This window comes from Pseudomonas sp. HP_01 (assembly GCF_055284355.1).
Genome location: NZ_JBTOPV010000002.1, coordinates 49033 through 68172, shown reverse-complemented (window position 1 = coordinate 68172; position 19140 = coordinate 49033). Strand labels below are relative to the sequence as shown.

Here is a 19140-nt window from a genome sequence, read left to right as displayed (position 1 = left end):
TGAGCCTGAAGCGCGGCGGCAGCGTTGAATCCAGACGAAAAAAAACACCCCGACCACTCGGGGTGTTTTCTTGCTGCTCTATGGGGTCCAGCCACAGGGTGAAACAGCGGAGGACATCAGTGCGCTGTAGCTGTGATCAACATTGCACGCTCTCCGCTTATCCGGTCAGCCGTTAGCGCACGCCTTCCTGGCGCAGCGCGTTGGGCGAGAAGTCGCTGGCAGTGGCGGTGAAGCCGAAGTCGTAAGCCCTCTTCTCTTCGTTCTTCATGCCCAGCGCCAGGTAGCGGCCTGATTGCAGGTCGTACAAGGCTTCAAGGGCGTACCACGGTACCTGCTTGTCGTAGTAGTTTTCGGCATGGGCTTCCGCCACGCGCCACAGTTGACCACGGCCGTCGTAGTGATCGATGACCGCTGCCTGCCAGGTGTCTTCATCGATGAAGAAATCACGTTTGGCGTAGATGTGGCGCTGGCCTTCTTTCAGCGTAGCGGTCACGTGCCAGACGCGACGCAGCTCATAGCGCGCCAGGTCTTGATTGATGTGGCCGGCCTTGATGATGTCGGCGTATTTCAATTTCGGATCGTCGAGCTTGTAGCTGTCGGACGCGATGTACATCTCTTGTTTGCCGATCAGCTTCCAGTCGTAGCGGTCGGGTGCGCCGTTGAACATGTCAAGGTTGTCGGAGGTGCGCAGCCCGTCGGCGGCGGTGCCCGGCCCGTCATAGGACACTTGCGGCGCGCGGCGGACGCGACGCTGTCCGGCGTTGTAGACCCACGCCGCACGCGGCTCTTTGACCTGATCGAGGGTTTCGTGGACCAGCAGTACCGAACCTGCCAGACGCGCCGGCGCCGTCACTTCCTGCTTGAAGTAGAACAGGATGTTGCCGGGATTCTTCGGATCAAAATCCTTCATCTTGTCGCGGAAGACAAACTCATCGTGGAAGTACACAGGGTTGAACGAGCCGTTGGTCTGCGGCGTGGCCTGGGTGACCAGACGCGAGACGCTGCCGCCACGATAACGGGTGATGTGGTTCCAGATCACCTCCAGGCCGTCTTTCGGAATCGGGAACGGCACCGCGGTCTCGAAATTCTCCAGGCCGTTACCGCCGCCCACCAGCTTGGTCTTGGTGGCGTTGTTCTTGATGGCGGCGAACACGTCAGCGGGCACCGTCGCGCCACGGTGGGACGGGTAGACCGGCATCTTGTAGGTGTCCGGGTAACGCTTGAACATCGCGTACTGGCCCGGGGCAAGCTTGTCCTTGTACTGATCCACGTTCTGCGCAGTGATGGTGAACTGCGCCTTTTCGTTGGCGTACGGGTTGGCCAGGAAACCTTTGTCGTCCACGGCGCCGGCATTGGTCGGCATCGGGCTCCAGGCCGGGATGGTGTTGGCCGCGTTGCCGGCTTTTTCCGCGCCCATCGGCGTCAGCGTAGTGCCCAGCTTGGCGGCTTCGGCATCGGACACCGCCGCCATCACGCTGGTCGCCAATAACGACAGACCTAACACGCCAACCTGCAACAGACCCTTCGTGATTTTCATTTTCATTATTGTCCTTAGAAGTTCATGCCGAAGCTGAGCGCTACGAAGTCGCGGTCGTCCACGGTGGTGTACTTGCCGTCGAAGAAGTTGGTGTAGGAAAGGTTGGCGGTGTAGGTGTTCTGGTACTCGGCGTCGAGCCCCAGACTCACAGCCTTGCGACCTTCCTCGAAGTTGCCGCCAGGGCCCGGCGAGTAGCCGTCAACGTCGTGGGACCAGGCCACGCTCGGGCGCAGGTTCACGCCGGCGAAGACGTTGTTGTAATCCCAGATGGCACGAGCGCGGTAACCCCACGAATCGGTGGTGGTAAAGCCGTCGTTTTCGCAGTAGCGGCTGAGGTTGTTCTGCGCCGCACCGGCCAGGGTGCTGGCGTTGAGGGTCTGGCATTGACCACCCGGCAGCGGGCCGGGGCCATAGCTCGGGTCGCGGCCATAACGCAGTTTCGAGGTGCTTTCCAGACCGCCGACGTGGGTCCAGCCCACCTCACCCACCACGGTCAAACGTTCGGCGCCCATCACCTGATCAAAGAAGTGCGTGAAGGTGGTCTGCGCCTGGCTGATTTCCTTGCGGCGATAACCTTTCTGGTCCTGGCCGGGCGCGCCTTGGAGCAGCGACACGTTCGAGTTCAGCGGCGACAGGCCGGAATACAGAATGTCAGTGGTGTTCAACTGCACGGGTGCGTTCGGGCGATAGCTGAGTTCACCGCTCCACGCCGTGCCGGTGGGCAAGGTGGTGGAGAAGCTCAGGCCGAACAGGTGAATGTCTTCCGGGTATTCCACGTAGTAGCTGGAATTGCCGGCGACCACGACAGGCAACAGGGTTGGCGCAAGGGCCGCCGCAACGCCCCGAGGAACGCCATTGGCCGCCAGACCGCCCACCAGACCCGCTGCGCTGTACGCGCTTGCCGGCCCGCCCTTGCCGCTGAAGATCGGCAGGCGGCTGTGGTAGTTCATGTAATAGGCGCCGAACTCGGTGTCCAGCGGCTCGAAGTTGTAGTGCATGGCCAGGCCATACTGGCCACTGTCCCGTGCATCGCGATCGGGCCCGCGGGCAACCACGGCGCCCTCGTCAGGATTGCCGAAGCTCACGCCACGGGCGGCCAGCGTTCTTTGAACAGGGCCACGCAACGCGGCTGGCAGCGCGCCATTGAGACTGTTGCGGGTGCGCAGCACGGCGAGGTTGCTGTTACAGCCGTCCGCGATGACGTCCGGTTGCGAGAAGAAGGTGCCGCAGTTATCGACGACGGTCTGGTCCCATTCCAGCTGGTAAAAGCCTTCTGCCGACAGGTTTTCGGTCAGGCTTTGCGACAGGTAGAACATGTTGACCGGAATCAGGCCTTCCTTGATTTCCGAGCCAGGGCGACGGAACGCGGACACGTCGACCGGGTTGATGCTGTTGATGCCGCCCTGGATGAAGGTACTTTCACCCCAACTGACGACTTGCTTGCCCAGACGCACCGAACCCGGTTCATCGGCAATGGAATAGTTGTGATAGACGAATGCGTCGAGCAGCTCGAAACCTGAGGATTTGGCGCCTTCCTTGCGACCGGAGTCGCTGATGTCCTTGAAGTCGCGGCCTTCGTCCTTGAGCTCGAAGTCGTACCAGTACTTGCCCCGCAGGAACACACCGGTGTCGCCGTATTTCAGTTCAAGATCGTGGATGCCCTTGAAGATCTTCGAAAACGTTTCGCCGCTTTTGAAGTTCAAGTGACCGTCGTCGGAGGTTTGCGAAAGACCGTGACCGCCGTTGTTGGAGCCGATCAGGTTCTTGTTGGCATTCTGGGTGGACCAGCTTGCCCCCACAGAGAGCGACGAGTCGAAGTTACCTTCGATTTCTCCGATATTGAAACTGACGCCGAATGCAGGGCCGGCGAGCGTGGAAGCGAGGCTGACGGCCAAGGGCAATTTAGCCCGGCGCCAGAACTGGTTAGCTGATGTCATCGACGCTACTCCATGTGCTTTTATTTTTATGGCAGTGGGTGCTTCCGGAAACGACTCAGGCGGACGGGCCGCAGTGCCTGGTGTCAACGCTGATCGGGCAGCCAATCAACTGCGAAACGATCAATGCGCTTTTCTCCGGTATCAACCTACTGCCGACTATAGCCAGCAGGTGCTGCTGCTTGATCCCTCTAAAGTGTGATTTAAAGCGCCGACACCTCTGGCACGCCGACTCCAGAGTGGCAAATCACATCGCAGGGGGAGCATGGCTGAAAAAGAAGAATTGGCAAGGAAGACGCCGGAGTAGAGCCTCCGCGGCACATTTTCAACGTAATGACCGATGAAAATGGCCGCGAAGAAAAGCGTCAGAGGGTGGAGAGGAAAGCGCTGTTGCTGCCCTGCCATTCAAGGATGTTCTGGCGGATCTGCTTCTTGTCGAGCTTGCCGACACTGGTCTTGGGAATTTCGGTAACAAGGGCGATCTGGCTCGGAATCGCCCACTTGTTAATGTGCCCCTGTTCCACAAACGGCTTGAGGTGTTCCTTCAGGATCCTGGCATCCAGGACGTGACCCTCGCGGGCGACCAACAGCGCAAACGGGCGCTCGCCCCACTGCGGGTCAGCGATGCCCACTACGGCGACTTCGCGCACACCGGCATGGCGGCTGCAGAGATCCTCCAGCTGCAGCGAAGACACCCACTCGCCGCCGGTCTTGATGACGTCCTTGATGCGGTCGCGTATGTCGATCCCGCCCATACTGTCCAGCGTCGCCACGTCGCCGGTGTGCAGCCAGCCGCCAGCCCACAGTTCGGCACCCTTCTCCGGTTCGCGGTAATACCCTTCACTCAGCCACGGCGCACGCAGCACCAGTTCGCCCTGGGTCTCGCCGTCGGAAGGCAGGAAATTGCCCTCGCCATCGACAATCGCCGCCTCGACCAGCACACCCGGTGCGCCCGCCTTGATGCGGTACGTGATGCGTTCGTCTTCACTGGCCGCCATCAGGTCGTCGTTCAGGTGCGCAACGGACACCAACGGCCCGGTCTCGGACATGCCGTAGGCCGCAGACAGCTGAATGCCCTTGGCCTTGGCCGCTTCGTACAGCGAACGATTCAGCGAGCTGCCACCGATGATGATGTGCCAGCCGGTGAAATCCATGTTCTGGGCGGCTTTGGCGTTGAGGACCATTTGCATGATGGTGGGGACGCAGTGGGAAAACGTGACCTTCTCTTTTTGCCAGAGCGCCACAAGCAGCTCGGGGTCGTAGCGGCCGGGATACACCTGCTTGGCGCCCAGCATGGTCGCGGCATACGGCACGCCCCACGCATGAACGTGGAACATCGGCGTGATCGGCATGTAAACCTTGTCGCCGCCGAGAATGCCTTCGACGCTGCCCATGATCGTCGCGACGGCCAGGGTGTGCAGGACCAGTTGCCGGTGAGTGAAATACACACCTTTGGGGTTACCCGTGGTGCCGGTGGTGTAGAACGTGGTCGCCACCGAGTTTTCGTCGAAATCCTCGAACTGATAGTGCGGACTTGCGGCGGCCAACAACGTTTCGTACTCACCGACCAGGTTGGGCAGGTCGGCGGTAGCGCCATCGGTGTCGGTGAGTAACAGTGTTTTTTCGACCGTCGTCAGTTGCCCGGCGATGGAGTTGTAGAGGGGCACGAACTCACTGTTGACCAGCACGAGTTTGTCTTCGGCGTGGTTCATGGTGAACAGGATCTGCTCGGGCGAAAGCCGGACGTTTATCGTGTGGATCACCGCGCCAATCATCGGAATGGCGAACATGCATTCCAGATAACGATGGCTGTCCCAGTCCATCACCGCGACGGTGTCACCCGCCTTCACCCCCGCCGCCGTCAGCGCACCGGCCAGCCGGCAGATGCGCTCGTTGAGCATTTGATACGAATAGCGCGAGTGGTCCCGGTAAACGATTTCGCGGGTTTTTTCGTAGCGCACGCCGGACAGCAGCAGTCGCTTGATCAACAGAGGGTACTGGTACGCCCCTTCGGCGGGCGGAATCACGCGGGTGTGCAGCATAGGAATCCCTTTTCACGGTGCAGGTGCGGGCTTGTAAATATGCACTGTAGGGCCTTGGCGCGTCGATCGGATCAGCCGAAGGGATGAATTGTCTGTCGGAAACGGTGCAGCCCGGCGCCGTCTGCCAAGGCGAATATCAGAGGCGCGGGAACGACGCGGATCGAAACTGTAGGAGCGCGCTTGCCCGCGATCTGGCGCGAAGCGGCAGCAAACCAGTGCATGCGGTGGGTCAGACATTACCAAGGCGTCTGGTTTACGACTGCTGCGCAGCCGATCGCGGGCAAGCGCGCTCCTACATTGGGCGTCGTCTGGCGCGGGATCTGCGCACGGCGATACGCGGTTCGTGGTCTGTGGCGAAGTCTTCAGACCCTCCTACATTGATCGTCGTCTGGCGCGGAATCTGCGCACGGCGATACGCGGTTCGTGGTCTGGGGCGAAGTCTTCAGACCCTCCGCAAACTGTAGGAGTGAGCTTGCTCGCGATCTGGCGCGCAGCGGTAGCAAACCGGTGCATGCGGTGGGTCAGACATTACCAAGGCGTCTGGTTTACGACTGCTGCGCAGCCGATCGCGGGCAAGCGCGCTCCTACATTGGGCGTCGTCTGGCGGGAAATGTGTGCACGGCGATACGCGGTTGGTGGGCCGGGGAGAACCCTCGGACGCCCCCAATTCTTCTGATCACGCCGCCGCCCACCTCGATTTGCCTTCTATACCGCGCAATCAATGCATCTCCGTCAACGCCAGCTTCAAACCCAGCGCAACCAATACCCCACCCATCGCCCGATCAAACCAGTGACCCATCCGCGCAAAGCCCGCGCGCACCCGAGGCTGGCTGAACAGGCGTGCCACCAGGCAAAACCATGCGCCGGTCGCGAATGCCAGATAAACCCCATACCCGGCTTGAACCAGCATCGGCGTGTGCGGGTTGATCACGACGGTGAACAGCGACAGGAAAAACAGCGTCGCTTTCGGGTTCAGCCCGTTGGTGACGAACCCCGCAGTGAAGGCGCCGCGCGCGGTGCGCTCGCCTTTGGGGATGTCCACGGGCGCATCCGATGCACTCGCAGGTTTGGCGCGCAGCGCTTTGATGCCGATGTAAATGAGGTAAGCCGCCGCGGCCCATTTCAAGGCATTAAACAGGACGATGGACTGCGAAACGATCAAGCCAATCCCCAGCAGCGAATAGCCAACGTGCAGAAAAATCGCGGTGCCCACGCCCATTGCAGTGTAGGTGCCGGCCTTGCGCCCGTGGGTCACACTTTCGCGCACGACGACGGCGAAATCCGGCCCGGGACTGGCGACGGCCAGCAGGTGAATCAGCGCAACGGTTAAAAATTCCGTCAAGTACATTGAGGTTCTCCAGGCGTTATGGCGAGCGGCAGGCTCTGGTAGGCTCGTCACATTACCCTTCCCACCCACCGAGCAAAAGGTACAGCTGATGCCCAGTCAACGCCGAGCAGTTTTCCTGGATCACACCTCTCTGGATCTGGGGGATCTCGACCTCGCGCCGTGGCGTGAAACCTTCAGCGAACTGGTGCTGCACGCGAGCACCCCGGCCGATCAGGTGGCCGAGCGCCTGAAGGACGCCGACGTGGCCATTTCCAACAAGATCATGATCGATGCCGACACGTTCGCCGCCTGCCCGAATCTGAAACTGGTGCTGGTGACCGCAACCGGCGTCAACAATGTCGACCTCGATGCCGCGCGTAAACACGGTGTGGTGGTGAGCAATTGTCAGGGCTATGGCACGCCCTCCGTGGCCCAGCACGCAATGATGTTGCTGCTGGCGATGGCCACCCGGTTGCCTGACTATCAAAAAGCGATTCAACAGGGCCAGTGGCAAAAATCGAAGCAGTTCTGCTTGCTGGATTTCCCCATCGTCGAGCTGGAAGGCAAGACACTGGGCCTACTGGGCCATGGCGAACTGGGCGGCGCCGTCGCGAAGCTGGCGGAAGCCTTCGGCATGCGCGTGCTGTCGGGTCAGATTCCCGGTCGCCCTGCCCGAGGTGATCGCGTGCCGCTGAATGAGCTGCTGCCACAGGTCGACGCCATCACCCTGCACTGCCCGCTCAACGAGCACACTCGGGACATGATCGGCGCCCATGAGCTGAGCCTGCTGAAACCGAAAGCCTTCATCGTCAACACTGCGCGGGGCGGCTTGATCAACGAGCAGGCACTGGCCGATGCACTGCGCAACGGCCATCTTGGCGGCGCGGCCACCGACGTGCTGACAGTCGAGCCTCCGGTGAATGGCAACCCGCTGCTGTCCGGCGATATTCCACGCTTGATCATCACGCCCCACAGCGCATGGGGTAGCCAGGAAGCGCGGCAGCGCATCGTCGGACAGATCAACGAAAACGCTTTGGCGTTTTATGCAGGCGAACCCGTTCGGGTCGTGAGCTGACACGCAGCGCTTTGCAGCCCCGCCACGCCGTTGCACAGGGCACGTGCGCGGCGTGGCAGGCCTGTTAAACTTCGCCCTTTTTTTGAGGAGCCGATGATGGACCCGCGCAGTGAAGTGTTACTCCGGCAGGCCGACTTGTTTCGGGGCTCCTTGTTGCTGACCGGCCTCCCCGCCGACGATCTGCTGAGCACACTGCCCAATGCACGCGGCTGGAGCTGGCACGCTGGGGATTTCGATACCCTCGGTACCCGATTCCCGGAGCGCGTGCACTTCGGCACCGAAGCCCCGGCCGAACCCTTTGATGCCGCGGTGCTGTTCTTGCCCAAGGCCCGCGACCTCGCCGATTACCTCATCAACGCGCTCGCTTCCCGCCTGGCCGGACGTGAGCTGTTTCTTGTGGGTGAAAAACGCGGCGGCATTGAAGCCGCGGCCCGCCAGCTGAGTCCGTTCGGGCGCACGCGCAAGCTCGACAGCGCCCGTCATTGCCAGCTCTGGCAAGTCACCGTCGAATCGCCTCCGCCAGCCGTTGAACTCGACAGCCTGGCTAAACGCTTCGACATTGAAATCGAAGGCGGCGCGTTGAAGGTGGTGAGTCTGCCAGGCGTGTTCAGCCACGGCCGCCTGGACCGGGGTTCGGCGCTGTTGCTGGAAAACATCGACCGCCTTCCCACCGGCCATCTGCTGGACTTCGGCTGTGGCGCGGGCGTTCTCGGTGCGGCGGTGAAACGCCGTTACCCCGAAACGACAGTGACGATGCTGGATGTCGACGCGTTCGCCACTGCCAGCAGCCGCATGACCCTGGCTGCCAATGGCCTCGAAGCCGACGTGCTGACGGGCAACGGAATCGACGCCGCGCCGAACGACCTGGACGTGATTCTGACCAATCCGCCGTTCCATACTGGCGTGCATACCGACTACGCCGCGACCGAGAACCTGCTGAAAAAAGCACGTGAACATCTGAGAAAAGGCGGCGAATTGCGTCTGGTTGCCAATAGTTTCCTGCGCTATCAGCCGATCATCGAGTCGCATCTCGGGCCGTGCGCGATCATGGCCGAGGGCCAGGGTTTCCGGATTTACCGTGCGAAACGTGCGTGATAATTAGCACTTGCCGAACACGAGACGTGTAGGCAGAATCCGCACCGTCCTAGGGGAGTAGTCTCCCACGAGCGCCATGCTCGTCCGGCACGCATCAACATACTTGGTCCTCAGACCATGGTGCGTGCGACCCCAGATCCGCTCAGACGGATCGGTGGTTTGACAAGACCTATGACACGAACATCCTGACCCGGGGCGGGGAGGTTGTACGTGTCATAGCCGTGTTGACCCGCCCCTTAGGAAAACCCTGATGCTGGAATCCCTGTTGGTCCCCACCGCTGTCGTCGCACTGGCTGAAATCGGTGACAAGACCCAACTCCTCGCGCTCGTTCTCGCCGCTCGCTTCCGCAAGCCGTGGCCCATCATTGCCGGGATTGTCGCCGCCACGCTGGCCAACCACGCCGCAGCCGGCGCCGTTGGCGCATGGTTCAGCAGCTACCTTTCGGACGCCGTCCTGCACTGGATACTGGCCGCCAGCTTTACCGCCACGGCGCTGTGGACGCTGGTTCCGGACAAGCTGGACGATGATGAAGCCAGTACCAGTCGCAAGTTCGGCCCCTTCCTGACCACGCTGATCGCATTTTTCATCGCGGAAATCGGCGACAAGACACAGATCGCGACCGTCATGCTGGCGGCGCAATACCCAAGCTTGTGGCTGGTAATCCTGGGCACGACGCTGGGCATGTTGCTGGCCAATGTGCCGGTGGTGCTGGCGGGGAATTTCGCCGCGGAGAAACTGCCACTGACGTTGATTCGTCGCCTGGCGGCGGGTGCGTTTTTCATTCTGGCGATCGTTGCGGTGTACAAGGCGATGCAGATCAGCGGCTGGGTGTAATCACAGACCCCATGCCTTTGTAGGAGTGAGCTTGCTCGCGAGGCTCGTCAATCGTTCCGCAGATACGCGGCGACTATTCGATGATCGCGAGCAAGCTCACTCCTACAGCGTTTCATGCACCAACCCGCTCCGAAAAACGGCGCGCCAGCTCACCTATCGGGATCAGGCGATGATCAGCCCTTCGGTGCCTGCTGATACAACGGCATCACTTTCGGGATCGCCGCCTGCAACGAGGCGATGCGGTTGGACGAGGCCGGGTGGGTGCTCATGAATTCAGGCTGCGACGCGCCGCCTTGGGCTTCCATCTTCTGCCACAGCGTGATCGCGGCGTTCGGGTTGTAACCGGCGCGCGCCGCGAGTTCGAGGCCCAGCAAGTCCGCTTCGTTTTCATTGGCCCGACTGTTCGGCAGCGTCAGGCTGTAATCGACCACGGTATCGGCCAATGCCAGACTGTCCTGGCCCAAACCCAACAATGCACCGGCGCCCTGCTTCGCCATCTGCACACCATAGGCCTTGGACATGGCTTCACGACCGTGTTCACGCAAAGCGTGGGCGATTTCGTGGCCCATGACCGCTGCCAGTTCATCATCGCTGAGCTTCAGCGTATTGATCAGGCCGCTGTACACAATGATCTTGCCGCCGGGACCGCAGTTGGCATTCAGCTCGTCGCTTTTGATCAGGTTCACGTCCCACTGCCACTGCGCCGCGTCGGGCCGCAATTTCGGCGCCTGGGCAATCAGACGCTTGGCGATGGCCTGAACACGCTTGCCCTCGGCGCTGCTGTTGTCGAGCACGCCTTTGGATGACGCTTCGCTGACCGTCTGCTGATACGACTGGGCGTACATCTTGTTGACTTCGTCAGTCGACAGCATGCTGAACATGTATTGCTTGCGCTCGACACCCACCGAATCGCCGGTGGTGGTATTGACCGCCTGACACCCGGCCATCAACAAAGCTGCCGTCACACCACAAAGAGCAAAAATCCCGCGCATTTCGTATCTCCTTCGAAACAATCGCGCCATCCTAGGCAATACCCGGGCTGAGCACCAGATGCCAGCCGTCTGCCAGGCGAAAAGGCGCAGGAAAACGCGCCTGTGTAACAGGGAAGAAATAACGGGATCGCGGTTTATACCGCAAGAGACAGTGCTACAGCGGCGTCAGGCATTCCGGCGCGTTGAGCTTCGGATCATTCACCAGATTGGCCAGCGGCCGTTCGCGCAGTTGCGTCTGCGGGGCGGCGAGCAATGATTGCAACGTGATCAGCGGGCAGTCCGGATCAAGCCAGGCGCGTTGCCCTTCATCGTCGAGAATCAACGGTCGACGCTGGCTCATGGCCGACTGCGTGACCACGGCAACGCTCAGGTAGGTGTGGCCTTCTACGGGATAGGCTTCCCAGATCGCCGCGAAATAAAGCGTCGATCCTTCGGCCGGCGTCAGCCAGAACGGCCGCTTGCGAACGCTGCCACGCCATTCATAAAAACCGTTGGCCGGCAGCAGACAGCGTCGCTCCCGAAAAGCCTGCTTGAACATCGGCTGCTCGGCCACGGTTTCAGCGCGGGCATGGGCCGGCGTGCGGGACATGTCGGTCAGCCAGGGCGGCGTCAGCCCCCAGCGTGCCCGCGCCACTTCACGTCCGCGCTCGGCGCCCTCCTCGACCTCGCCCGCCGCCGCCCGGACCATCAGGACGGTCGCAGCAGGAGAAATATTCCACTGCGCTTGCTGATCGCTCGGAAATCCGGGCAAGGCCGCAAAGGCAGGCGACCAACGAAACAGCGCATAACGTCCACACATGGGTTCAGCACAACTCTTTTGAAAAGCGAATGAGGCGCGCGCGAACCGGATTCAGCACAGCAACACATCGGGGTAGCTGTCCGGCTCGTCGCCGGGCAGCGGAAAGGCGGCATTGTACTCGGTGATCAACTGACGCGCCCGCTCGGCCTGGTCGTCATCGACCGTCAGGCCCAGCAACCCGAACGCCGGCAGATCCCCAACGGCACCCAGCAGGTGCCGACCGGTGATGTGGGACTCGATGCCTTCACTGGCAAGCATGGCCTGCAACAGCTCGCCTTCCATCAGGTGTTCAGGCTCATAAATCTTGCGCATCACTCGTTCTCGCTGCGGACGTCCAGCGTCCACGTTTCCCCATCGGTCTGCAGACTGAAGTTGATCGGCCGGCAGCAGACGGGGCAATCCTCAATGTAGGTCTGATCGCCGCCGGACAAATCCAGCACCGCCTCCACCGGTTCGCCGCAATAAGGGCAGTCATAATCCTGTATTTCCTGCATACCAGTCTCCGGGCCCAGTTTTGCGTATAATCGCCCACTTGCTTGCGGGTCGAGCTTTATTCCTCAGCATCCGGGCATCAGCCTGAGTCGACACTTTTAGCGAAGCCGCCTTGTTGCGCGGCCGCCGCCCAGGCATCACGCCTGCGGTGTCGTGACTCGCTGCTGCACCGGACTCGACCTTCTTTACCTTAGCCGTTTCCGACAAGAGAGCATGATGGGCGAATTCGATGCCATCCGACCGTACGACGACAGCGAAGTAAAAGCCGTGCTTGATCGGCTGCTGGGCGACAAAGCACTCCTCGCGATCCTCACGCATTTCCGATTTCCGCGCCTGGCCGGCTCCCTCGGCTGGATTCTGCAACCGGCCATCGCGCGCAAGCTGCGTCGCCAGTTCGCCGGCATCGACACCGTCGCGGCCCTGCAGGACAAGGTCGAGCATTACGTCGATCACACCATCGAACGCGCCACTGACGGTGTGACCTACACCGGCGTTGAGCAGTTCAAGTCTGGGGTGGCGTACCTGTTTCTGGCCAACCATCGCGACATCGTGATGGACCCGGCTTTCGTCAACTATGCGGTTTACCACGCGGGCCTGCCAACGCCGCGCATTGCCATTGGCGACAACCTCCTGCAGAAGCCTTTCGTCAGCGACCTGATGCGCCTGAACAAAAGCTTCATCGTGCACCGCTCGATCATAGGGCGTCGCGAGAAGATGGCGGCCTACCAGTTGCTGTCGGCGTACATCAATCACTCCATTCGCAATGACTGCCAGTCGATCTGGATCGCCCAGGCGGAAGGCCGCGCCAAAGACGGCGATGACCGCACCGAATCGGCCATCCTCAAGATGTTCCACATGAGCCGCAAGGACGAGCCGTTTGGCGAGGTCATTCAGTCATTGAACCTGACGCCGGTGTCGATCAGCTATGAATACGACCCGTGCGATCACGCCAAGGCGCGAGAGCTGTATATCCGCGCCACCACCGGCAGTTACACCAAAGTGCCGGGTGAGGACGACGTCAGCATCGCACTGGGAATCACCGGCTACAAAGGCCGCGTGCACGTGAACTTTGCCCCGCCGATCACCGAACTGTTCGAGGACACCAAGCTACTGGCCATCGAGATGGACCGGCAGATCCTCGGCGGCTATCGACTGTTCCCGGTCCACTACCTGGCGTACGCGCAGTGGGCCGACGCCGAGCCGGCGCTGAAGGTGCCGAAGGCCGCTGACGTGTTTCCGGCGGACGAGCTGGACCGCGCCGAAGACGAATGGCAGCGCCGCCTCAATGGCTGCCCTGCCGAGCATCGTCCGTTTCTGATTCAGCAATATGCGATGCCGGTCCGCAACCAGTACAGAGTGAAGGCCGGGTTGCCGCTTTAAGCCCCCTTCCCTCCCCCGAATAAACGGCGCCCTCAAGGCGCCGTTTGTCGTTGTGCGCCTGCGTTGCCTTGGCGATATCAGCCTTCACAAATGTGTCACCGCTGACACACTCAAGCGTAAGACTTGCTCGCTAAGGTCGTCGCCTATCCAAACGAGTGAAGGCGTACGCTATGCGATCCAGCAAACCGGTTGCCCATGTCATGGTGTCTTCCCTGGTACTTTCAGTGCTCGCCGTGTCGGTTCAGGCAGCGAGCCGTTCGGGTGACAACACCATCAACGGTGTCGACCTGCTGTCCGGATTCGACACGTTGTGGACGACCGGCGCGACGTGGGACACGGGCACACCGACCGCCCTGGGTCAGAGTCTGCTGAGGCGCAACCTGCAGATCGTGGTCGACCGTGCCAACACTCGCACCCTCGCCCAGGAAACAGCCGCCTACTTCGATGACCGCCGTGACCAGAGCTACAGCGCCATCAGCGGCCTGGGCTCGTTGAGCGCTGCCTACAAGGCAGGTGCCGGCGCCTTCACGACCATCACGCAATTCGACGACAGCAACAAAACCGTCAAGTACGACGATAAAGGCAACGGCGCAGGCAGTTCGTCTTCGGCGCTGGGCAAAGTCGTCGATCTGGTCGGCGCTGTACGCAACGACGCCTCGACCACGCCGGCCAAATCCCACTATTTGTATCCGCGACCATGGCGGCAGAGTCTGGACGGCCAAAGTCTGGCTTTTGTGGTTGCGCCCTCCCTGCGCCCGGCGGAAAGCACCACGCCGGCCAGCGACTCGGGTTTCCCCAGCGGTCATACCAACGCTGCCTACCTGTCTTCATACGCACTGGCGTACGCCATTCCCGAGCGTTTCAGCGAGTTGATGCTGCGCGCCTCGGAAATTGGCGACAACCGCATCGAAGCCGGCATGCATTCGCCGTTCGACGTGATGGGTGGGCGCATCACCGCAACCTATTTCGCCATCGACAACCTCTCCAACCCGGCCAACGCCCAACTGCGCGCCGATGCTCGCGCACAGGCACTGAGCTATTTCACGGCGCAGTGCGGCGGTGACGTCAACAATTGCATGGCCGCCATAGACCCGGCGACCGATCGCACGTCTCAACACGCTCAGGACAAGGCGCTGTTCACCTCGCGCATGACCTATGGCTTCGATCCGGTGGGCCCTACCAACCTGGCCGCCGTGGTGCCGACCAACGCCGAAGTGTTGCTGGAAACCCGCTTCCCGTACCTGGACGCCAGTCAGCGCCGCGAGATACTGGCGACCACCGAGATTTCGTCCGGCTATGCGGTGATTGATCAGTCAGGTGGCTACGGCCGTCTAAACCTGTACGCAGCCGGCGACGGTTATGCGGCGTTCAATTCCAACGTGACGGTCAACATGAACGCCAGCCTCGGCGGCTATAACGCCGTTGATGCTTGGCGCAACGACATCAGCGGCAGCGGCGCGCTGATCAAGAACGGCAGCGGTAATCTGATACTGACCGGCAACAACAGTTACTCGGGCGGCACGGTGATCAACGGTGGCGTGCTGACCGGCCATGCCAAGGCGTTCGGTAGCGGAACGATCACCGACAACGCGACGCTGGTCGTCGATCAGTCAACCAACGACACCCTCGCCAACACCCTCACGGGCAACGGTGCGTTGATCAAACGTGGCGTTGGCTCGCTGAACCTGACGGGCAACAACAGCCTGTCCGGCGCCACGACGGTGCAAGCGGGTCGGCTGGCGGTCAATGGCAACCTGGGCAACTCCATCGTCAGCGTGCAGCAAGGCGCAACGCTGGGTGGCAACGGCACCGTTGGCGGCATCAATGTCGCCCAGGGCGGCGTAGTTGCACCGGGTAACTCGGTCGGGCAACTGAACGTCAACGGCGACGTCAACCTTGCTCAGGGCTCGGTCTACCAGGTCGAATCGGACGCCAACGGCGATGCCGATCGTATCGTCGCCAGCGGCCGCGCGACGCTCAACAACAGTACGCTTTCGCTGGTTGAAGGCGGCAACTGGCTGGCCGCAAACCGTTACTCGATTCTCTCGGCAGCCGGTGGCGTCACGGGTGCGTTTGCCAACGTGCAAACCAACTACGCCTTCCTCACCCCGACGCTGAACTACACGGCGACCGATGTCGGGCTGACGCTGGATCGTAACGCACAAACCTTCGCCAGCCTGGCGACGACCCGCAATGCCAGAGCCGTCGCTCAAGGGCTGGACAGCGCCGGGGCAGGCAACGCGCTCTGGCGTCAGGTGGTGCAGGACGACGCGTCGACCGCGCAGGCCACGTTCAAGGCGCTGTCCAACGAGCTGCATGCGTCGACCCAGTCCGCGCTGATCGAAGACAGCCGACTGGTGCGCAACGCGGTGAACGATCGCTTGCAGCAAGCGCAGTCGGCACCGACACTGGGCAGCACCACACAGACCCTCGCAGGAGATGATTCCCGTGGCGTGGTGTGGACTCAAGCCATCGGCGCGACCGGCAAAACCGACAGCACCGGTGATGTATCGGGCCTCGACACGCACACCAGCGGCGTGCTGTTCGGCGCTGACGTGCCGCTCGACGAGACCTGGCGCGTGGGTGCGCTGGCCGGTTTCAGCAACAGCAGCTTCGACCTGCGCCATGCCTCAGGCTCCACTGACAGCGACAACTATCATCTGGGCGTCTATGCGGGCGCCAAGTGGGGCCAACTGGGCCTGCGCCTCGGCGCGGTCCGCACCTGGCACGAGCTGACGGCCAAGCACACGCTGGACTTGCCGGGTGCTTCCGAGCGTTTCAAGGAAGATTACAACGCGGCGACCAATCAGGTATTTGGCGAACTGGGTTACGCCATCGAGCTGGGCAACGCGCAGCTTGAACCCTTCGCCAATCTCGCCCATGTGCGACTGGACACGGACTCCTTCGATGAGAACAGCAACGCGATCAGGCTGGAGAACAAGTCTCAGGACAACAACATCACCTTCAGCACCGTCGGCCTGCGTGCCGCCACTCGCTTGAACGCTGGCAGCGTCGCGATCAAACCCAACGCGACACTGGGCTGGCGTCGGGCCTACGGCGACGTGACGCCAGAGAGCCGCGCGGCTTTCAGTGGCGGCGACACTTTCGAGCTCTCCGGCGCACCGATTGCCCGCAACGCAGCAGTGCTGGGCGCGGGTGTCGATCTGGGGTTGAGCGACACGTTGAGTGTCGGGCTGAGTTACAACGGACAGGTGAGCAGCGATGCGTCGGATCAGACGTTGAATGCGCGGGTGACGCTGGCTTTCTAAGCGATCACAGCTTCGTGCTCACCCACGACAGCAACAGCGCGAACGCCAGGCAGGCGGTGCCGAACCGGTAGCTAAGACGGATCATGCGGAGGGTGGGTACATCCATCAGGTGCATGGGCTCGTCGATCGGGGCTTGTTCGGTGAGGTGGTGCAGGTGGGCCATCTCCCGCTGTTCGCGGGTGCGCGTGGTCTGCAGCAGCCAGATGCCGGGGCCGGCGGCAAGCAATGCGCAGAGGTTGATGGCGAGACCGGGGGCGTGATGGATAAGCGACATGGTGCCTCGATGGCGCCGCATTGAAGGCGCCGCAGACTCTGTTTGGACCTGCCGCTCACACTAGTCGCTGTCACCTTAACGTCACCTGAACCGGGCACTGTGTGGGACCTTAAACCGACCCACTGCCACGGAGAGCGTCATGCTGCACGCCCACAACCAGGACCGCCTTTACCTCATCGCCCCCAGCGACGAACAGGAAGCATTGATCGACGCACTGGCGTTCAACGTCCAGGACAGGCACTGGCTGGTGTATTGCGCGCTTGGCGGACATGCCCACAACGATCTGCCGGAAGTGGATCTGCAGACCGGTTTCAGTTTTCTGGATTTCTATCAGGCGGCTTGAGCCCCCTGAGCCTGAAGTCCCGAATGCCCCAGCCGAATAAAAAGAGCCCCGGTTTCTCGCGAAACCGGGGCTCTTTGTTTACCAGTATCAGGCGTTGAGCTTATTGGCCGAGGGTGCGGCCGATCGTCTGATCCTGGAACAGGCGAGTCAAGGCGTCGCTGAGTACGTCGCTGATCAGCTTGGTGTTGGTCTCTTCGTTTGGCGCCATGCCGAAGCGTTGATCCATCGAGGCCGCATAACGGCCGCTGTAGTTACGACCGCCATTCTGAACGTCAGCGCGGAACGTGGAGCTGATGTTGGCTTCAGTGACGTACAGGCCTTCTTTCGGCGACTGATACTTCAGGTCGGCCAGGGTGACGGTCAACTGCGGACCACTGCCGTTCGGCACGGGCGTGAAACCCAGCAACCGCACGCCAGCTTCAGCCTGAGCCTGCAACTTTGGCAGCAACTGCTGACCGTTGACGGTGATCGAACTGGTTTCCGGGTACAGGCCACCCCGGGTGCCCAGTTGCTGCGACTGACGGCCGTCAACCACGCGCACGACCACTTGCTGGCCGTGACCAACCGGTGCCAGTTGAGCGTTCAGCTTGGGTTCCGGGGTGAGGGATTGCGGGCTGTGGGCACAGCCCGCCAGGGTCAGACTGCCAGCGGCAAGCAAACCGAACAGAACGCGACGCAACATGCTCATTTCTCCATGGGCCAAGGCACAAAATGTGCCGCAGTATAGCGACCTCCCAAGGCCGCTCACTAGGGTAAACATACGACAAAGTGCCATCGCGCCGGTTCCGGCCAGACGGGAATGCTCTACCAGGTCGAAATAAACACAATTGCGCAATCGCAACGTCACAGCGGTGTCATGCCTGCCGGCCATACTTTTTTCAACTCTCCAGCAAGGAGTCCTGCCATGGACTTTCTTTGGTCGTTGTTCTCGCTGCGTCGCCGTCATCGTCACTATGCTCGTCTGGACACCCACGGCACCTGCCTGGCGTTCAAGCATTGCGCAGAAACCCCTTGCGGCCAGGGCTGGGTCGAAGTCCACGAAGCAAACCTGTGCTGGCTTCAGCGCCCGCTTCCTGCCAGTGCGCGCGTGACTTCCCGGTCACGTTCGATTAGCCCCCGGCATATGCTCAGCATCTGACCGAAAGGCGAATAAAAGTCATTTTTCCTGGATCATTTCTGCCCGTTTCATCGCTATAATCTTCCCCCGATTATAAGGACGTCTCCTGATCGGGCCTCGCAGCATCGTCGATAGACACTATCGACTCCTCCGTACCGCCCACAGAGAGCCTTCCACACAGACATGTGCAGCCCGATGTGGCCGCGGCGCAGACGCCGGATCGTCGATTAATCCGAACGTCCTGCACCAGTCCTTGCCTCACATCGCGTATGAACCTGATCTGCCAGAGCTGCCATCGCGCAGCCCTTTTTGAGGTTCGCGTCTCCAAAAGAGCGTGAAAAAAACGGGTTTTCACAACTTCACAAGAGTGTGGCAAGCAAATGAATAGTTTCGCGTTTGTAAATGCACCGTTAGCGTCTGACCCAGCCCCCTTGCAAAGGACCGACCGCAACGCAGTCTCCGTCAAAAGAGCCTGAAGCCTGTCCACTACGGATTTGGTTGCACAACCGGACGCCTTGACGATAGTCGAATGGCTGCACGGGCCGAAAAATGCGTTCATGCTTGCCTTATAAAAGCATCAACCAGGCTCGTTCAGTGGCGTCCGCTGAAGATGCAAAAAATTGCGAAGA

At 61.1% G+C, this 19140-nt stretch carries 17 protein-coding genes and 1 riboswitch; of the genes, 7 read left to right on the top strand and 10 right to left on the bottom strand.

The window, feature by feature from the left end; translation table 11 throughout:
* Positions 1 to 172: 172 nt before the first annotated feature.
* The 4 genes from ACYAR8_RS02745 to ACYAR8_RS02730 all read right to left on the bottom strand — a co-directional run bounded on the left by ACYAR8_RS02745 (position 173) and on the right by ACYAR8_RS02730 (position 6861).
* Positions 173 to 1537 carry a DUF1329 domain-containing protein gene (locus ACYAR8_RS02745; RefSeq protein WP_074884738.1) on the bottom strand — a complete coding sequence of 455 codons (1365 nt, stop codon included), beginning with the start codon at positions 1535 to 1537 and terminating at the stop codon, positions 173 to 175.
* Positions 1538 to 1551: 14 nt separating this feature from the next.
* Positions 1552 to 3474, bottom strand: coding sequence for a DUF1302 domain-containing protein (locus ACYAR8_RS02740; RefSeq protein ID WP_074884056.1), 1923 nt, complete (start codon positions 3472 to 3474; stop codon positions 1552 to 1554).
* A gap of 362 nt (positions 3475 to 3836) precedes the next feature.
* Complete coding sequence (locus ACYAR8_RS02735) at positions 3837 to 5513, bottom strand: fatty acid--CoA ligase (protein ID WP_463579022.1); 1677 nt, start codon at positions 5511 to 5513, stop codon at positions 3837 to 3839.
* 718 nt (positions 5514 to 6231) lie between these two features.
* A complete protein-coding gene (locus tag ACYAR8_RS02730; RefSeq protein ID WP_463579021.1) occupies positions 6232 to 6861 on the bottom strand; it encodes a LysE family translocator in 630 nt (209 codons plus the stop codon).
* Between the two features lie 88 nt (positions 6862 to 6949).
* Here ACYAR8_RS02730 and ACYAR8_RS02725 point away from each other — a divergent pair, with 88 nt between their 5' ends.
* From ACYAR8_RS02725 to ACYAR8_RS02715, 3 genes are all read left to right on the top strand, one after another.
* A complete protein-coding gene (locus ACYAR8_RS02725) occupies positions 6950 to 7915 on the top strand; it encodes a 2-hydroxyacid dehydrogenase (protein ID WP_463579020.1) in 966 nt (321 codons plus the stop codon).
* Positions 7916 to 8011: 96 nt separating this feature from the next.
* Positions 8012 to 9010, top strand: coding sequence for a methyltransferase (locus ACYAR8_RS02720; RefSeq protein WP_463579019.1), 999 nt, complete (start codon positions 8012 to 8014; stop codon positions 9008 to 9010).
* A 40-nt stretch (positions 9011 to 9050) separates the two neighbouring features.
* Positions 9051 to 9171, top strand: a riboswitch (yybP-ykoY riboswitch).
* An 89-nt stretch (positions 9172 to 9260) separates the two neighbouring features.
* Entirely contained in the window at positions 9261 to 9845 is a 585-nt protein-coding gene (locus ACYAR8_RS02715) for a TMEM165/GDT1 family protein (protein ID WP_074884042.1), read from the top strand.
* A 173-nt stretch (positions 9846 to 10018) separates the two neighbouring features.
* Here ACYAR8_RS02715 and ACYAR8_RS02710 read toward each other — a convergent pair whose 3' ends face one another.
* The 4 genes from ACYAR8_RS02710 to ACYAR8_RS02695 form a co-directional block, all read right to left on the bottom strand.
* A complete protein-coding gene (locus ACYAR8_RS02710) occupies positions 10019 to 10837 on the bottom strand; it encodes a M48 family metallopeptidase (RefSeq protein ID WP_074884040.1) in 819 nt (272 codons plus the stop codon).
* A gap of 154 nt (positions 10838 to 10991) precedes the next feature.
* Positions 10992 to 11636 carry an SOS response-associated peptidase gene (locus ACYAR8_RS02705; RefSeq protein ID WP_463579018.1) on the bottom strand — a complete coding sequence of 215 codons (645 nt, stop codon included), beginning with the start codon at positions 11634 to 11636 and terminating at the stop codon, positions 10992 to 10994.
* Between the two features lie 51 nt (positions 11637 to 11687).
* Positions 11688 to 11948 (bottom strand): putative signal transducing protein, encoded by a 261-nt coding sequence (locus tag ACYAR8_RS02700; RefSeq protein ID WP_108120634.1) that lies wholly within the window; start codon positions 11946 to 11948, stop codon positions 11688 to 11690.
* Complete coding sequence (locus tag ACYAR8_RS02695) at positions 11948 to 12130, bottom strand: CPXCG motif-containing cysteine-rich protein (protein WP_108120633.1); 183 nt, start codon at positions 12128 to 12130, stop codon at positions 11948 to 11950. Before ACYAR8_RS02695 ends, ACYAR8_RS02700 begins: the two co-directional genes overlap by 1 nt.
* A gap of 214 nt (positions 12131 to 12344) precedes the next feature.
* Here ACYAR8_RS02695 and ACYAR8_RS02690 point away from each other — a divergent pair, with 214 nt between their 5' ends.
* Together ACYAR8_RS02690 and ACYAR8_RS02685 are read left to right on the top strand one after the other, a co-directional pair.
* Positions 12345 to 13508 carry a 1-acyl-sn-glycerol-3-phosphate acyltransferase gene (locus ACYAR8_RS02690; protein WP_108120632.1) on the top strand — a complete coding sequence of 388 codons (1164 nt, stop codon included), beginning with the start codon at positions 12345 to 12347 and terminating at the stop codon, positions 13506 to 13508.
* 170 nt (positions 13509 to 13678) lie between these two features.
* Positions 13679 to 16777 (top strand): autotransporter domain-containing protein, encoded by a 3099-nt coding sequence (locus tag ACYAR8_RS02685; RefSeq protein ID WP_463579017.1) that lies wholly within the window; start codon positions 13679 to 13681, stop codon positions 16775 to 16777.
* A gap of 4 nt (positions 16778 to 16781) precedes the next feature.
* Here the strand turns inward: ACYAR8_RS02685 and ACYAR8_RS02680 are convergent, their stop codons facing one another.
* A complete protein-coding gene (locus ACYAR8_RS02680; RefSeq protein WP_108120630.1) occupies positions 16782 to 17051 on the bottom strand; it encodes a hypothetical protein in 270 nt (89 codons plus the stop codon).
* 139 nt (positions 17052 to 17190) lie between these two features.
* On the opposite strand from ACYAR8_RS02680, the gene ACYAR8_RS02675 reads away from it, so the two are divergent.
* Entirely contained in the window at positions 17191 to 17394 is a 204-nt protein-coding gene (locus tag ACYAR8_RS02675) for a hypothetical protein (RefSeq protein ID WP_065991803.1), read from the top strand.
* A gap of 100 nt (positions 17395 to 17494) precedes the next feature.
* Here the strand turns inward: ACYAR8_RS02675 and ACYAR8_RS02670 are convergent, their stop codons facing one another.
* Entirely contained in the window at positions 17495 to 18076 is a 582-nt protein-coding gene (locus tag ACYAR8_RS02670; RefSeq protein WP_108120628.1) for a YajG family lipoprotein, read from the bottom strand.
* A 222-nt stretch (positions 18077 to 18298) separates the two neighbouring features.
* On the opposite strand from ACYAR8_RS02670, the gene ACYAR8_RS02665 reads away from it, so the two are divergent.
* Positions 18299 to 18532 carry a hypothetical protein gene (locus ACYAR8_RS02665; protein WP_463579016.1) on the top strand — a complete coding sequence of 78 codons (234 nt, stop codon included), beginning with the start codon at positions 18299 to 18301 and terminating at the stop codon, positions 18530 to 18532.
* Positions 18533 to 19140: the final 608 nt, after the last annotated feature.

What these genes read in the sequence shown, in the direction of transcription:
- ACYAR8_RS02745 (WP_074884738.1), bottom strand. Translation starts at nt 1,537, where the DNA reads ATGAAAATCACGAAGGGTCTGTTGCAGGTTGGCGTGTTAGGTCTGTCG.
- ACYAR8_RS02740 (WP_074884056.1), bottom strand. Translation starts at nt 3,474, where the DNA reads ATGACATCAGCTAACCAGTTCTGGCGCCGGGCTAAATTGCCCTTGGCC.
- ACYAR8_RS02735 (WP_463579022.1), bottom strand. Translation starts at nt 5,513, where the DNA reads ATGCTGCACACCCGCGTGATTCCGCCCGCCGAAGGGGCGTACCAGTAC.
- ACYAR8_RS02730 (WP_463579021.1), bottom strand. Translation starts at nt 6,861, where the DNA reads ATGTACTTGACGGAATTTTTAACCGTTGCGCTGATTCACCTGCTGGCC.
- ACYAR8_RS02725 (WP_463579020.1), top strand. Translation starts at nt 6,950, where the DNA reads ATGCCCAGTCAACGCCGAGCAGTTTTCCTGGATCACACCTCTCTGGAT.
- ACYAR8_RS02720 (WP_463579019.1), top strand. Translation starts at nt 8,012, where the DNA reads ATGGACCCGCGCAGTGAAGTGTTACTCCGGCAGGCCGACTTGTTTCGG.
- ACYAR8_RS02715 (WP_074884042.1), top strand. Translation starts at nt 9,261, where the DNA reads ATGCTGGAATCCCTGTTGGTCCCCACCGCTGTCGTCGCACTGGCTGAA.
- ACYAR8_RS02710 (WP_074884040.1), bottom strand. Translation starts at nt 10,837, where the DNA reads ATGCGCGGGATTTTTGCTCTTTGTGGTGTGACGGCAGCTTTGTTGATG.
- ACYAR8_RS02705 (WP_463579018.1), bottom strand. Translation starts at nt 11,636, where the DNA reads ATGTGTGGACGTTATGCGCTGTTTCGTTGGTCGCCTGCCTTTGCGGCC.
- ACYAR8_RS02700 (WP_108120634.1), bottom strand. Translation starts at nt 11,948, where the DNA reads ATGCGCAAGATTTATGAGCCTGAACACCTGATGGAAGGCGAGCTGTTG.
- ACYAR8_RS02695 (WP_108120633.1), bottom strand. Translation starts at nt 12,130, where the DNA reads ATGCAGGAAATACAGGATTATGACTGCCCTTATTGCGGCGAACCGGTG.
- ACYAR8_RS02690 (WP_108120632.1), top strand. Translation starts at nt 12,345, where the DNA reads ATGGGCGAATTCGATGCCATCCGACCGTACGACGACAGCGAAGTAAAA.
- ACYAR8_RS02685 (WP_463579017.1), top strand. Translation starts at nt 13,679, where the DNA reads ATGCGATCCAGCAAACCGGTTGCCCATGTCATGGTGTCTTCCCTGGTA.
- ACYAR8_RS02680 (WP_108120630.1), bottom strand. Translation starts at nt 17,051, where the DNA reads ATGTCGCTTATCCATCACGCCCCCGGTCTCGCCATCAACCTCTGCGCA.
- ACYAR8_RS02675 (WP_065991803.1), top strand. Translation starts at nt 17,191, where the DNA reads ATGCTGCACGCCCACAACCAGGACCGCCTTTACCTCATCGCCCCCAGC.
- ACYAR8_RS02670 (WP_108120628.1), bottom strand. Translation starts at nt 18,076, where the DNA reads ATGTTGCGTCGCGTTCTGTTCGGTTTGCTTGCCGCTGGCAGTCTGACC.
- ACYAR8_RS02665 (WP_463579016.1), top strand. Translation starts at nt 18,299, where the DNA reads ATGGACTTTCTTTGGTCGTTGTTCTCGCTGCGTCGCCGTCATCGTCAC.